General features: G+C 48.6%; 5 protein-coding genes. All 5 read right to left on the reverse strand.

Features of this window, described 5'->3' with window-relative positions; all coding sequences use genetic code 11:
• Window positions 1–6 precede the first annotated feature (6 nt).
• From QFZ48_RS28950 to QFZ48_RS28970, 5 genes are read right to left on the reverse strand one after another with little or no spacing between them, the layout of a single operon-like run.
• A complete protein-coding gene (locus QFZ48_RS28950; RefSeq protein ID WP_429064938.1) occupies window positions 7–8928 on the reverse strand; it encodes a right-handed parallel beta-helix repeat-containing protein in 8922 nt (2973 codons plus the stop codon).
• 31 nt (window positions 8929–8959) lie between these two features.
• On the reverse strand, window positions 8960–10261 hold the full coding sequence (locus tag QFZ48_RS28955; protein ID WP_429064939.1) for a DUF4302 domain-containing protein: 1302 nt from the start codon (window positions 10259–10261) through the stop codon (window positions 8960–8962).
• 33 nt (window positions 10262–10294) lie between these two features.
• Window positions 10295–11194, reverse strand: coding sequence for a zinc-binding metallopeptidase (locus QFZ48_RS28960; protein ID WP_370910112.1), 900 nt, complete (start codon window positions 11192–11194; stop codon window positions 10295–10297).
• Between the two features lie 35 nt (window positions 11195–11229).
• Window positions 11230–12717, reverse strand: a complete 1488-nt coding sequence (locus QFZ48_RS28965) for a RagB/SusD family nutrient uptake outer membrane protein (protein WP_429047380.1) — start codon at window positions 12715–12717, stop codon at window positions 11230–11232.
• A gap of 11 nt (window positions 12718–12728) precedes the next feature.
• Window positions 12729–16370: a SusC/RagA family TonB-linked outer membrane protein gene (locus QFZ48_RS28970; protein WP_429064941.1), complete on the reverse strand. Its 3642-nt coding sequence runs from the start codon at window positions 16368–16370 to the stop codon at window positions 12729–12731.
• Window positions 16371–16440 lie beyond the last annotated feature (70 nt).

Consider the following 16440-nt stretch of genomic DNA (forward strand, 5'->3'; position numbering starts at 1 on the left):
CTGTTTTTAGCGGATCAGGTTAATAACTCCTTTCTTCTCTGTTTTACTTCCGTCTGTAAGGGTCAGATGACATACATAGATGTATACACCGGAGGGCAATGCCTTTCCTTTGTAGTTGCCATCCCAGCCAACAGACTGATTGTTGGATTCGAATACTTTTTCACCCCACTGGTCAAAAATGGTGATGTGCAGCTGCTTGATAATGTAACCATACACGAGCAGTACATCGTTCCGGCCATCATTGTTAGGTGTGAACGTATTCGGAATATAGATGCCGTCAGGCAAGGTTTTACCTTCAGCCGGCAGTGATGCCTTGTCTTCACAACCTTTCGCACGGACAATCAGTTTCACTGTTTGCACCGGTTGTAACCCGCTAACGATATGCACCAGTCCTTCCCTGCCGGAAGTTGGCAATGTCCAGCTGGTACCGCCATCCAGGGATACTTCATAACCGGTGGCATTGGCAACTGCCTTCCATTTGAAGCGGATCATGTTTACGCCTACGCTGTCTACCGTAACTACCGGTGTTTCCAGAACCGGCAATACATGTACAATGGCTTTAGCGCGTGACAGTCCGGGGCATCCGTGTGTGAGTGTTTCCAGGTAGTAATTACCGTCGGCGGCAATGTTGTTAATCGTGTAGTCGTTGCCGGTATGCAGCAGGGTACCCCCTGTTGGAGCATCGTACCAGTTGTACAATACGCCGGGTTCAGGATTCCTGGCAGACAGGGTAACATCCGTGCCGTTACATACAGTCATAGAGTCTTTCACAAGTTGTGCCAGCGCAGGCGCATACACTTCCACTTCTTTGGTAGTATCACCTACGCAACCCTCTGCCGCCACAATGCTCAGTTTCACTTCTTTCACACCCGGGTATCTGAAGTACTTCAGGGTATCTTTTGCGGACGATACTGTAGAATCGGCAAAGCTCCATTTCCAGGTGCTGATAGCAACCCCGTTGCTGGTAGTGGCGGTGCCTTTAAACAAGGCGCCGTCGTTCAGGCAGCCGGTATAGTCAACGCTGAAATCAACCACTGGCGCAGGGATTACCTTTATCTGCAGAATGCTTTCAAAACTGTTGCTGCAGCTTTCTATATCCGGATGTGAAATCAGGATAGGCACTTCATACAAGCCTGGTTTGCTGAAGATGTAATCAGCCGGCACCGTAAAGCGATAGTACTTCCGTTCGTTGCTGATGATAGAATCCACTGGCACCGGGTTATTCTGCACGATATCAGTTTTAGGTGCAAGGCTTGCTACCTGGCTGAATTTCCAGGTAATCGCTGTTGGCTTCACTGGTATCAGCATAGAGAAGCGGAATGGTGTTTTAGCGCAGGTGTAGGTGTTGTTCTGACCACTGTTGTTCATTACGTTGTTAAATGAAGGCAGGATGTTCAGATTCTTCACCAGGGTACCCGCGTTGTAGCCATAGCTTTCCACGCTGCCGAGGCCGTAGGTAACGGCGGTGAAGGCAGAGTCGCTGGTTACCGTACACTGTGCAGGTGCTGCCGGCCAGCGCTTCACTACTACCGTATATCCGGTAGCGTTAGGATGCGGATACGTATGATCGAAAGTAGCGCTGCCGTCGATCAGCAGGGAGGATACACCTCCTGTAGGTATGATGAGGGTAAGATAATTAACAGTAATAGACTCCTGTGTATTGCGGTACAGTCCTACCTTTTTGATACCCTGTTCTACCGGGCTCAGGTAAATCATTTCAGGATCGCCGTTGCCGCTGGTATTGGGACAGCTGCCGCTGGACGACATATACTGCGCTACCATCACCGGCTGATTGGCTTCAATATTATCGGCAGTGCTGCTTTCAAACTGGTAGAACCTGTTGTTGATCAGTCCCGTCAATGTGGCGCCATTTATTTTCACTACGGTAGCAGGATCTTTCACCAGCACACGATAAATGTTGGTCATGAAAGAACTGGCCGATCCGCTGGTAGAGGTAGGTGCAGTAAGATACTTTCTGCCCCATGCCTGCGACGGGAAGTTCTGCTGGATCAGGTTATCGCCCGATCCACCCGTTTCGATGCCGCAACCAATACCGGTACGGCTGCTACCGGAGAACACCGCCATCGGGTAGCATTTTCCATCTTCATTGATGACAGACCTGATGTGGCTACCAGACAAGTCGTATCCTTCGCTGCCACCGCCAGGCATCATAGCGCCCAGCACCTGGTACACTTCTCCTTTATTCAGTGTAACCGTAAACGTTGTATTGGCAGGTTTACCGGCCAGCGTGGGCACAGAAGGTGTGATCTCCACTTTTGTATTATCATAGTCTGCTATTACATAGAACCAGGAATAGGTGTCTGTGCTGTAATTCTGCCTGGACGATAGTGTAGCATATTCATAACCATAGGTACCTACCGGCAGCAGCATGGTGGCGCCGGAAGAGGCGCTGCCATAAATATGCGCATAGGCAACAATAGGCACATCACTTTCAATGCTGATACCTTTATCTGATAATCCTTCCTCTATCAGGCGGGCATCGCTCAAACCACTCTTTGGTATTATCTCCGTAGTGATGGTTTTGTTGGCAGGAATGTGATACACTCTTTCCCAGCTGGTGCCATTAATACGCACGGTTACGTTGGAAGAGTCCTGTGCATTGAGGTACAGCACCATGTTCTGCGAGTTGTCCCCGGTGAAGAACTGGTGGTGACCATAACCTACCCAGAAGCGGGTACCGCGGTTGGAGCTGTCGGCCGGCTGCAACAATTGAGAAGTAGCCGTGCCGCCATTGAGACCGGTGAATTTATCCAGGAAGTGTACAGCGCTATCCCTGATCACATTCGGGATATCATATACATGGCTCAGCGAATCCACGATCCATGCATTGGCACTGTCTGTGCGGCCCATCCGGATATCCTTCTGGCGCCTGATATAACCCTGCCACGGATCGATATAGAACTGATCGATGTTAAAGTTATACTGACCATTGGCCGGTGTTACATCCACATCTGTGTAGAAATACATAAAGTCCCTGCCTGTAGCCAGGTTTGGCGGCTTAATACCGGAGTAGCGTCTTACCGCTATGTTATTGGGTATGGCCGTACCCGGGTTCCAGGTAATTTTTGTTACCGTGTCCGTACCAAACATAAATGTTTGGGTAACGCCGGGAGCCGGTGTAGCCGGGAATGCCGGGAGCACCGGTGGCACGGAAGTAGGCAGGAATTCGTAAGCGCCCATATCCGGCACACCATCTGTGAGCTTAACTGCCCTGGCAACACCGTTGATGTCTTTATCATTACCTTCTATCTGCACACCACGGCCATGGATAGCCCATACATCGGGCTTTGCAATGGCTGGTTGCAGCGTGGTATCATCTGTAAATGCAGGTTTGTATACAATTGAATTTATATCCAGTGTATCCGCTGTGATGTAGTCATGCAATGTAGCATAGCTGCCCGCAGGGGTAAGCTGTTTCACCAGCACGGTACCTTTTGTATACAGTGTGTTATAATCGCTCTTCATGTAAAGCGGGTTCGCAATATACATGGCGATACCGCTGGTATCTGAAGCAAAAATGTTATTCTTTACTTTGATATTACCATAGTAAGACGCCGTATGCCTGAAGTATGCAGCGTAGTTATCGCCGGTGGTAGTGGAGCTGTTCAGTACCGAGTTATTGTAGTAGCTGAGGTTGGAACTGCTTTCACTATAAATACCGTACGCATTCACACCATTGGCTTTAACACTGATCACGTTATTGGAGATGGTAGCCCCGTCTGCCTGGTAAAGTTCCAGTCCACGGACTTCCCCGGTAATATTTCCTCTTGCAGTAATCCTGTTTCCGGATACGATGCCTTTTACGCCGGCATCAGCAGTCGCGTAGTAAAGGTATATTCCGTGAACATCATCGGTGGTATTGGTTACCTTAATGTTGTTGGCTGAAATCGAGTAACCGTTGGTGTTATCTGTATGGATACCATAGGCATCAGCTGCCATGTTACCACCCAGGTTCACCTGGTTGCGCCGGATCATCACACTGTCGGCGTACTCAACATACAAGCCGTTTGAATATGGTTTATCTACAATATTGCTATCCAGTACAAGTCCGCGTGCAACGGCGCTGTAACTGCCTTCCCAGTAAACGCCATTCGACCCGTTGGTGATGGTATTACCGGTGATCACGTTACCAGTGCCGATACATTCATCGGCATACACACCGCTCACGGCAGTACCGGTGCTGGTGCTAACCGGCAGCGGAATGGCGCAGTTAGCGATGCTGTCGTACGAAGATGCGTTGGCATACACCACTGCCCTTGCGTTGGTGGTGCCTGCCGGTTTAATGGTAATAGCTCTCCAGGTGACATAGTCTACGCTATCCAGCTGCAATACATAATTCAATGCAGATGTACCGGCGTAGGTAAGCGTTACAGCAGCTGCGCTGTTGGCTTCACTTTGGAAGGTTACCCTGTTTACCGCAGAAGCGCCGGGGATATGATGCATGGTGACCTGCTCTGTATAGGTACCTGCCTTTGCAAGGAAGGTAACGGGACCGGCTATACCGCATTCCAGTTTGGATACAGCGCTGCTGAACGACTGGAAGTTAGTAAGACTGGTAGGCGCAGCAGGGTTAATGGTATAGGTGCCTGCCAGCAATGGTGGGTTCAGGTTAGCCTTTACCACGGTAGAATAAGCGCTGTCGGTGCCTCCGCATATGATTAAGCAGCGGTAGTAGTTTTCTACGCCAATGGTAGTATTAAATACGCTCACATATTGTGAATCGCTGACAATTACCCATGGACCTGCAGCGGTGGTAGAACGCTGCCACTGGTAGGTTTGTGTGCCACCGGTGCTGTTGCCGGTAAGATCCAGCTTAATATCGGTACCCATGCACACCGGTGTAAGCGGAAATACGGTGGAAGTACCCGGTACCACTGGTTTGCTGCAATTAGGCACGCTCACTTCGTAAGCGCCCATGTCTGGTTTGGTAGTACTCCTGGTTACACCAAGGATATCGGTAGTAATGCCTACCGGCTTACCGGTGTTATCCAGTGGAGAGATAACCGTTGCGTAGTTACCGGCAACAGGATCTGCAAACACAGGTTGGATAGACAAAGAGTTGCTGTCCAGCTTAGTGGCGGCAGTCCATGCTGCAAGCGTAGGATAGTTACCGCCTATATAAGCTGTATTAAAATTGCTTTTTACATAAATATCATTGTAATTGGACGTAAGCACCGTGCTGGTGCCTATGCTCAAACCTCTCCTGTTTCCTTTACCGGACCTGCTTACATCAAGAATATTATCAAAGAACTGGATGCCTGTAGCAGTACCCGACTGATAGAAGCCGGTAGCTTCATCGGAAGAGGTACTCTTAAGATCATTCAGCGCAATTGTATTGTGATAATAGTAGACATAGTCGGCGCTGTAGTTGGAGAATCCATACTGCGTACCCTGACCACGGAAATCATAGATCACGTTATTGAAAACTTTTGCCGGGTTAGTGGCGGTTGCATCTGCATAAGAGAACTCCATTCCATAAACAGTAGAAGTACTGCCTGGTGCACCGCCCAGCAGGTTATGGATACGGTTATTGCTCACCACCACATCAGCTGCTTTGTTTTCAACGCTGATACCATACAGGGAGTAGCTGTCATTGTCACGGCCCGGCCTGGAAATATCATTATGATCTATCAGGGTATTAGTGGTATAGCTTACCGCAATACCTGTTTCATAAAACTCTTTTATGATATTGTAACTGATGGTATTACGTGTGGGGATAGAAGCAGTAGCACCATAGATAAGCACACCGTTATACCCGCCGGTAATGGTGTTTTTTGTGATGATATTGCCATCACAATCGTTATTGGAACCGGTGGTTGGACTGGATTCACTACCATTGATCACGATACCGGCAAACTCATTGTAGGTACCTGTTTGATCTATGATGAGGTTACAGCGGCGGATAGTATTGCTATCAGCGTTATTGAGCATCTGCACACCATAGCCATAATCATCGCTGGCAGCGTCTATGGTAAGGCTGTCGAAGGTAATATGATCAGCACCACGCAACTTTATCACCGCCCTTTCATTATCATCGGTAGGTGCAAATTTTATTGTATTGCCGTTACCGTTAAAGGTGATGGTGTTAATGGCAGAGGCGCCTGCAATAGAGTCGAGGATCAGCTGCTCCAGGTAAGGACCGGAACCGGCTACTACATTCATTACCACAGGGCCTTGTATACCGCATTCCATTGCCGCTTTGGCAGCGTTAAAGCTGATAAAGTTGGTGGCGCTGGCTGGTGCATTTTTATTAATGGTATAGCCGCCACCTGGGAATGCCTGGTTTACAGTAAGGAGTATTGGTTGTGAGTACGCGGTGTTACCACTACACGTAACGGCTACACGATAATAAGACGTTATAACCGCCGTGATCACTGTATCCGGGTTGGTAAGCACATTGCCAATGTTGGTGTACGTACCCGTAGCGGTAGCTGACCGCTGCCACTGGTAGGTTTGTCCGAGTCCGATAGAATTATCTGTGAGTGATAACGCCACTTTCCGGTTCACACAAATCACGGATGGGCTTACCTGTGCATTACCTGCCAGCGGTGGATTAATGCAGGGACCGGGTGTAAACTCATATGCACCAATATCAGGCGTAGAGGTACTTCTTACTGCATTATTAATATCTACAGTAATATTTACCGGTACACCTTTGTTATCGATAGAAGCATTCGCCGGCTGATAGTTACCGGTGCTGACAGATACAAACAGCGGATTGGAACTTACCGAGTTGCTATCTTGTGCAGAAGCGGTTTGCCAATCGAGCAACGCCGCATTGTTAGCGCCAAAGTAGCCTATATTGCTGGTGCCACCGCTGGCAGCCAGGTAGTAATCATTCCTGTTGGCATGAATAGTACCGTTGGTTGCAGCAAAGTATATGCAATACTTGCTGCCGCCACCACCACGTGTTACAGCAATGAGGTTATTTAAAAATTCGATACCGTCGGCCTTGGATGTCTGATAAAAGCCGCGGGCGGTATAGGTAGTACCTGTAGTGGCAGTTCCATCCAGCGCAATGGTATTATGGTAATACCAAACGTTGTCGGATCCTGAGTTGTAAATACCATAAGCATCTCCCTTACCCGTATAATTATACATAAGGTTATTGCTTACTACGTTTTCCAGCTGTGCGAGTGCATCGGTGCTGCTGAAATAAATGCCGTAAGCCGCGCTGGTGCTGTTAGGCGCTCCTCCAAAAGGATTGCTGATGATATTACGGGTAACGTTTGCCTTTGTACTGAGATTCGTGAAATAGATACCGTAGAAGGTGCCTACACCGGTACGCGCCGGCCGGCTGATGGTATTATTTTCTATCAGCGTATTAAAAGAGCCGGTTACATAGATACCATAGCTGTAGAAATTGCTGATCTTATTACCGGTAACTTTATTATTACCATTTGCAAAAGTATTGCTGCCGGTTAATACAATTCCATAGTAACCGCCATTGATAATATTATCAGAGAAGATATTGAAATCACATTTCGCCTCTCCGGTAGTAGTAGCTGAAGTAAGCGAGCTGCTGATAACGATACCTGCGTTACTGGTGGAACTGGCGGTAGAATCCAGCAGGAATGTACAGTTCTTTATTGTGTTATAATCTGCATCGTTGATCAGATGTACACCCCATCCGTTGCTGGCGCCACTGGTTTTAATCACCAGGTTGCTAAAAGTAAAATAGTCGGCGTCCGACAACCGGATCACTGCCGGCGCTGAAGCGGTGCCCGCAAATGTAAGCGTGTTGCCGTTACCGTTAAAGGTAATGGTATTGGTAGCAGAGGCACCTGGTACCGGTGTGATCAGCAGTTGTTCGTTGTACGGACCACTGCCGGGAGCCACGTTAAATACAACAGCATTGTTGATACCACACTTAATAAAATTATAGGCATCATTGAAGGAGGCAAAGTTGTTACCACCGGTAGGCAGGGCCTTATTAATATTGAAGACGCCTGACACCGCCTGCGGAGAAGTAACTGTTACCGCATTGGAGGTAACAGTGGTACTGGAAGCGACACAGGTTACGTTACAGCGATAGTAAGTAGTAGCCGGTTGTGTAGTTACCAGGCGGTTGGTAGTATCGTTGGGAATATTGGTCCAGGTAGTATTATCAGTGGATTTCTGCCATTGATATTTAATACCGGAGGCAATAGTAGTGCCGGACAAGGTGATGGTTACCTGCCCGTTCATACAAACGGTTGATGAACTGGCGGTAGCAGTTCCTGCAGCGGGCGTACCGGTACAGGCCACAGCGGGCGTCCAGGAAAAGATCACATCCGGGCGGGTGGTCATGGTACCGGTATTAGTGGTGCTGGTGGTACCGCACAAATAATTCAGTCCGTCGGAGCGGTAGGTATGTGACGCGTTAAAAGGAAGTCCTGTTGTATACGGTACTTCCGGGTTATTCGTATAGGTAACATTGTTATCTGAATCAGGCGCACCGTTACATATTTCCACTACGATGTTATCTGTGCCATTCCAGAAAAAAGCAGAGCCAAAAGGAAAAACATTGACACCTGTTTTCGGGAGATAATTAACCGGACCCAATACCTGGTTGGTAATGGGTACCCAGGTGCTATTGTCCAGCGCCGTATCAGTAGTAGTGCCAATTTTTATGGTATACTGCTCGATCGTATCGGCGCCGTTGAGGTTGAGCACCTTGTATTTCAGTCCGCTGATAACACCGGCATTCATTCCTGCGGCATGCAGCTCTGAAGCGCGGTACAGGTATTGCGTCCTGGTGCCTTCATAGTAATCCTGTAACGGGCACGGATATCCCGTGTTGGTATTACCGGAAGTGCTTTGACCAATGCTGATATCCGTTTGCGCCGACAGCCGGCAGACCAGCATCAGCAATACTCCTACAAGTAATGTTGTTTTATATAGATAATGAACAGTACAATTTCTCATATGAGGTTATTTGAATTTTGGTTGAATGCATTTAGAATCCCTGCCAGTTGATCCATGATTTACCATCCCGGGCGCTTACCATGTCGTAGGTAAGGGAGCTGGTTTGTACCAGGTAAAAGCCCATCGGATCGGCCATCAGCGACCTTGTTTTATTGATAGCGGTTCTGTTGGCGGGTAAGTTGCCATATAAGCCGTTATCATTAAAAATGATCCTGCCATCCGAAGTAAAGGTGGGTGCGTCGTAGCCGGGACCATAAGAGATCACATTTCCGCCCGTTTCCTGCTTCACAACAAAACCGAGTAAGTCCAGGGAAGTACCGGGACCGTCTATCTGGGGATAGTAAGTGAGGAAAGCATAAGCTGGCAGGCCGGTGATACCGCAGGCGTCGTCCTTTCCATTTACATGGAAGCCATAATAGGTAGCCCAGTAGCTTTCGTTCTGCAACGCGTACCGGTACCATCTTTTGGGAGCTGTTGCATCAATCGCCAATGGCGTTACCGTTTCCGTGATGGCTGCGGGTTTACCGTTTACCGTGAAAGTAATGGCGCCATTTTCCCACTTCACCTGGTCGAAACTATTAATAGTGATGGTGCTGTCGGTAAATGCCGGCATCAGGGAAATACCTGTTGCCGTGTATACGTAACCGGTAGAAGCCTGTTTTACCTTGCCGTTGGAGATCCAGGTAAAATTTACCTGGTGCAGGTAGGGATTGATACTGATATCATACCGGTTGCCGCCTGTGGTAAACTTGTGGAAATAAGTAAGTATAGCGCTGATGCTATCGATGGAGCGGTTAATACGGTGCTGGAAATAATTATCCTTATCCTGCTGTGTAGCTTTCACCAATATGGCTTTACTGCCATGGAAACGGCCGGTCAGCCAAACGGTATCGCCCGCGGCGCCATTAATAGCAAATTCAAAATCGGAGCCAAGGCCCTGGCCGTATTGGCCGCCATTCTGACCGGCATCCGGATCGGAAAGCACATGCAGGTAGGAATAGGTATCAAACAGCAGGCAGGGTTGCTGCAATGCTTTCAGTCGCCAGCTGCTTTCGCGCATGGTTCCCGTGCTGGGGGCATCGAAGTCGGAAAACATCTGCACCCGGTTAGCATCAGAGAAACTAAAGTAAAAGCCAAATACACTGCCCGGAACGCCGGCAGGATATACGAAAGCTTTCCAGCCATAAGGCGCCGTTGTGAGCACCTGCTGGTACCGTGCCAATGTATCATTGATACGTTCGTCCGGTGATTTATCAAACAGCGGATCTGTTTCCTTTTTACAGGCAAACATCCCGGTGATGATGAAGAATAAGCAGATCAGATTATTTCTCATACTATTATTTTTACTCCTCCGGAGTCTTTCGTTTTAATAGAGTAACTGATTAATTTCTTTCCTGGTACGGGTTTGAAGGCTATAAAAATTGATATGCCATACGGTGAGGAAATAGCTGACTACCATTGCCTCCTTCTGGCGCAGCCTCGACTGCGCCTCTGCTTTGGTTACGCCGTTGATGCTGGTTCCTTCCGGGATACTGTTCACGATGGCATCAAAGCCCTGCTTTCCTTCTACCAGCATGGTAGATACCATTTCCACAAAGTCCTCGTCAAAGGCCGACATCGCGTAGGGCGTTACAAAGCCATCGCGGCGGGCGGCCATATCGGAGATGTTGTTCCAGTTACCGGTGTAAAAACCCGCGCAGATGCGTTTGAATTCCACCGGGTACATCACTGTTTGATGCAGGATGTGTCCGAACTCATGCTCTATGACATGGAACATCTGTTTCACGTTGGCGGAGTCGGAAGGTTTGTAGCCTTCCATCGACTTTGTGAGGAAATCGTTTACCAGGTATAACACTACCTTCCGGCCGCCTTCTGCGGTGCCGAGGGTGATGGTGCCGTTTTCATTCCAGCTGGCGCTTCCGGAGAGAATAAAATACTTGGGACAGTACTTTTTAAAGAAGAGGGCGCCCGCTTCCGCAATGTAGGTGTCCATCCAAACCTGCCGGATGGCCGACATCACCGGGATTATTTTCTCTTCTTTAGGGGGTACCAATGTTTTGTTGAGTTCAAACTCGAACTGGTCCCATTTATATTTCACGGCAATATTAAAAGGCACGGTAAGGGTATCGTGCAGCCATTTATCCAATGGAGAAGCGGCCCAGGTATCTCCGCCGAGGCCGGGAATATCTTCCACATTGCCCAGGTCTTCTTTTTTGCTGCAGGCCATCAGCAAGCAAAGAGGGATGATGAGTAAGAATGCTTTCATTTGTGTATGTATTAATTTTGGTACTATCGCTATTATTATCTTGGATTCAATGCTATTCCTGAGGTAGTGGCCGACGCCGGTATCTGGAACAGGCGGCGGTTATCATCGGCTTTCAGCTCCAGTACTTTTCCTTCGCGGGTGGTGTGCACCACGGGGATCTTATACCGCTGCAGATCAAACCAGCGCTGGCCTTCCTGTACATACTCCGCACGCTTGAAGTCAAGGATGGTGCGGATACAAACCGTTCTCGCATCGCTGATACCGTAGAAATTCTGCATAGCAGCCAGGGAAATATTATGCAGGGAGGCATTATAATTCCGGATACGTTTGCTGGCAAACAGGTTGAGATCTTTTAGTACGGCGCTGGTGTTGTTGAGATACACATTGGCCTCTGCGCGGTTAAACAATACTTCTTCCGTGGTGAACAGCGGTGTCATTACATAGGGCTGACCAATGGTAGCATTCACGGAGTTCTTTACAAAGTACTCAGAGAGCTTTGGCACAAAATAATCCTGTGAGCCGTAGTAGTATAACGGGTAGGACCAAACGCCGCCGGTGACATTCCTGCCCAGGATGAGCGCTTCATGCTGGAAGTCGAGGTCATACCGGAGCCGGCCTGCATTGCGGCCCCACAGCGAAGGCGCTTCCACGATCAGCAGGTTGGCTTTTTCGTTGGCATTGGCATAAATATCAAAGATCTGCGCCGGCGACATGCTGCCATATGTGGTATTCCACAGGCGCATGTTGGAGGCCACGTCATTGTTTGAAAAAGTATTGTCGGCATAGGCTACTACTTTCGCGTAATCTTTTTTATACAGGTAGAACCGGGTGGCGAAGGCATAAGCAGCGCTGCGGTTAAAATGGAAACGGGGTACGCTGTAGGCGTCGTCACTGATCAGCGGCAACCCGGAGAGCAGGTCTTTCTCCACCATGTCATACACATACGCCACTGTTTTGCGTTCGTATTGTTTCATTACCACGGTTTCCGGTACTGTTACGTATGGTATTCCCGGATCGTTTGCAGCGGTAGCCGCATCGTAGGTTTTGGCAAAAATATTTACCAGCATAAAGTGGGCATAGGCTCTTGCCAACAGCGCTTCGCCCCGCTGACGGGTGTAAGCGGCCGGATCGGCGGCCTTTTCACAGGCAGCCAGCGCCTGGTTGGCTGCGGCGATAGCAGTGTAGCAAGCCCTCCAGTAAGCTTCCGGAGAGTCTTCCTCTATCCATTGAATGTCGTTAAATAGATAGGCGTCACCGTTAGGGCGGTAGTACTCTCCCACTCCCTTGTCGCCCACATTATCCGACATGGCTTCACACATCGTGATGTAACTGGCCTGCGGATAAGCAGTTCCCAGCAGCTTGCTCACCTTTACTGGCGAGCTGAGATCTGTCCAGGTACTGTCTGGTACCTGTTCCAGGTATTTTTTACACCCTCCGGTGACAAGGGCCATCAGTGCAAATGCCCCGATGATGGCAGGCTTTATTTTTCGTTTATTCGCGGAGGTTATATAGTACATTGACATAGTGCTTCTTTTTAAATACCTACTTTCAATGAAAAAGTGAATTGTTTCTGGATAGGCTGTGCCACGCCACCAGCGTTGAAAAACTCGGGATCCTGACCCTGCAGCTTTTCATCGGCATAGATCAGCCATGGATTAATGGCAGCAGCGCTTACAGCCACATTGCTTAATCCTGCGCGTTTGATGATTACACCCGGCAGCTGGTAAGTAAGTGACACTGTTTTCAGGCGGATGAAATCTCCTTTCGCCACTCTTTCGGTGGAATAGTTATAGTTATTGTAAGGATGAGCGCCTCTCAGTAATATCTGCTCAAAAGCATCCAGCATAGAGGGAACACCTGTTTTGCTTTCATCTCCCGGCATTACCCAGCGGTCATAAAATTCTTTAGGCATCGCATCGAGGTCTGAATAAGAAGTTTTGAAAGCCGGGTACAGGCGGATTTTGTTGCCAAACTGGTAAGTAAAAAATATATTCAGTGATAGCGCTTTATAGCGGAAAGTATTGGAGAACCCGCCGGTAACCGGTGGATCAACCGGACCTTCGTATACCAGGTGGGCTGTATTTAATGATTGCAGGTTTACATCGCCGCTGACAGCACCGTCCTGGTTGATAAACACCGGGGAGCCTGATTTGGGATCAAGCCCGGTGTATTGCAGGGAAAAAAGACTATGTACAGGATAGCCTTCGGTGTTACCGCCTTCTGCTACCACCAGGTCGAAAATGCCGGGGATATTTTTTGCATTGGTGATTTTATTGACGCTGTATCCGAGCGTAACATTCGATTTCCAGCCCCAGTCTTTACTACGGAACACATCTCCGCCTACCATTACTTCCACCCCTTTTGAATCCATATCGGCGTAGTTGGCCGCTTTAAACATTTCACCGCCGATACCGGAAGTTTTGATGCGGCTGATCAGGTCAAAGCTTTTACGGGTGTAAGCATCTATACTGAAGTTGAGGCGACCATTGAAAAATCCTCCGTCAACACCGATGTTGGTGGTATATAATTTTTCCCAGGTGAGTTCATCATTCTGCAGGTGCGACAGGCGGATCACTGACTCTACTTCTGTGAGGTGAGGCCTGTTGGTATTAACGGTCTGGTATACGATGTTTGAATTGGTGGCGGGTCCCATGCTGGCGGTTAAGCCGTAGCTGGCACGCAGCGTGAGATAGTCCAGCTGGCGGATACTGGCCGCAAAAGGCTCCCGGTCGATGTTCCAGGAACCGGCTACGCTCCAGGTGGGCAGCCATCTTGCCTTACGGGATTGTCCAAGGCGGTTGGAACCATCGTAGCGGCCGGTGGCTGTAAAGTTATACTTGTTGTTATAGGCATAGGTGCCGGTAGCATAGAAAGCGGCGAAGCGATCATAGTCCCTGCTCATGCCAAAGTAAGGGAAGTTACTTTCAATGGTTTGTTTGAGGATGCGGTAGTCAGTGAAAGTGGCGCCGCCATTATCGTATTGGTAACCGTAGCCGGTATTGGAAGCGTTCTGGCGGTCGGCATATTTTACCTGCTGACCTACCAATACGTTGATATTATGTTTCTGGGCGAAGGTGTCGGAGTAGTTGAGGCCATTGCGGAAATCATAGTTCAGCAGCTGGTCTTCCGTACGGTTATAGAAACCGCCGGCGGGCAAAACAATTACCGGTTGTGCATCGGGATTTTCCGGATCGCGGTAAAGGAATTTATTCCTTTCCGCGATGGTAGCATTACCGGCAGCGCGGTAAGCATTGGCCATGTTGGCATTCTCTGCAATCTGGTGTTCACGGGATGATTTTACATACCTGATAGCACCGGTAAATTCGTAGCGGATATTTTTTGTCAGCTTGAAAGTCAGGTCGCCCTGCAGGCGCAAATCCATCATGTTCAGGTCGAGGTAATTATTTTTCAGTTCATTGATGATATTGAAGGGAGCATAATTTCTTCTGAAGTATTCCAATTGTCCATTTGGATCATAGGCAGTAAGTGTGCGGCTTGTATTCAGCGAGTAGCTGAATGGGTTAATATCGAAATCGCGGTCGTATTGTCCTTCTACAGGATTACTGCTGCGGGTGAGAGCGCCGGGCGCTTTCTGACGCCGCACAGAGGCCAGTGAAGAGAATCCGGCAGATAACCGGTCTGAGAGCTTATAGGTATTGCGGTAGTTCAGTGTGTAACGGGTTACTTTATCCGCGAGGGTCCAGCCGTTATCGCTGTAAAAGCTGGTAGAAAAATAAGATTGTGATTTATCCGTACCGGAAGAAATGCTGAGCGAATGTTCCTGTACGAAGTTGTTGCGGAAGAGCAGTCCGAACCAGTCGGTATTGGCTTTCGCGTAACGCAGTAAAAAAGCCTTCTTACTTTGCGGATCGTTTTCTACGGGAAAGTTACCATCTCCATCTGCATCCAGTTGTTCATATAATTTACCGAACACCCCGATATCACCGCGTGAAAGGATATCTGAGTTAAGTATTCCTTTTCTTTCCAGTTCAGCCAGTACAGACATCTGCTGGCCGGAGTTCATGATATTGAAGTTGTTGTAGTTAGGTTTCAGCTGTGTGCTGAAGTTGCCGCTGTAGTTAATAACGGGCTTGCCTGCACGACCTTTTTTAGTGGTGATCACTACCACTCCGTTCATGGCGCGGGCGCCATATAACGCAGCGGCTGCGGCATCTTTCAGGATGTCGAAGCTTTCGATATCGTTCGAGTTAAGACCGGCTACTGCGGAGCCCAGTAAGGTGGTGGGATCGCCACTGGAAAGCTGATCATTGGAAATATTTACCACGTCTTCCAGTACTACGCCGTCTACCACCCACAATGGCTTGTTATCGCCATTAATAGAGGTAGCGCCGCGGATGCGCACTTTGGGGGCGGAGCCGAAGGTACCGGATACATTCTGGATGGCAACGCCGGCTACTTTACCCTCCAGCATGCGGCTTACGTCTGTCATACCATCGATCCTCACATCTTCTCCTTTGAGCCGGGTGGCGGCGCCGGAGAATTTAGATTTATCGATGCTCTGGAAGCCGGTTACCACTACTTCCTGGAGGCGGGTCGGTTTTTCTTTCAGTATGATGGTCAGCGTGCCGCTTCTGAATTCCGCCACGCTGATTTCTTCTGTTTTATACCCGGTAAAATTAAATACCAGTATAGCATCGTTGGCGATCTTCTTCAGTTCAAATACACCTTTGTCGTTGGTAGTGACTCCGCGGGAAGTTCCTTTGATCATGATGCTTACGCCGGGTAACAGTTCCTTCTTTTCATTTGTCACCACTCCTTTTACATCTGTAACGGGAACATTGAGTTTCAACAGTGTATTCGTTACCGTTAGTTGATTCAACTTTTTGCCGCTGTCGTGTTTGATCACCACGCGGTCGTACATCACGCTATAGGAAAGTGAGTAGGGCGTAAGCAGTTTATTAAGCAGGTCGCCTACTTTTTCGTTGTGCGCATTTACACTTACCTTATTCACATCCAGGGCTTCATTGCCTACGTATACAAAGGATACTTCGGCGAGGCTGCCTATCTTCTCCAGTGCATCTTTAAGGATGACATTCTTTAGTTCGATCGTAATTTTTTTATCGAGAGCGTCCTGCAAACCGTTACCGGCGTGGGCTTGCGTTACTGCCAGCAGGAGCAGTAAGCAATAGATGAATGATAGTTTTCTTCTGAACATAATTGTTTTTTATTGGTTTCGTTCGGCCATAGGTTCCCCGTTCCGGTTTTTGGACAAAACCGGGCAATAA

It is taken from the genome of Chitinophaga sp. W2I13 (assembly GCF_050434005.1).
Lineage (GTDB): Bacteria > Bacteroidota > Bacteroidia > Chitinophagales > Chitinophagaceae > Chitinophaga.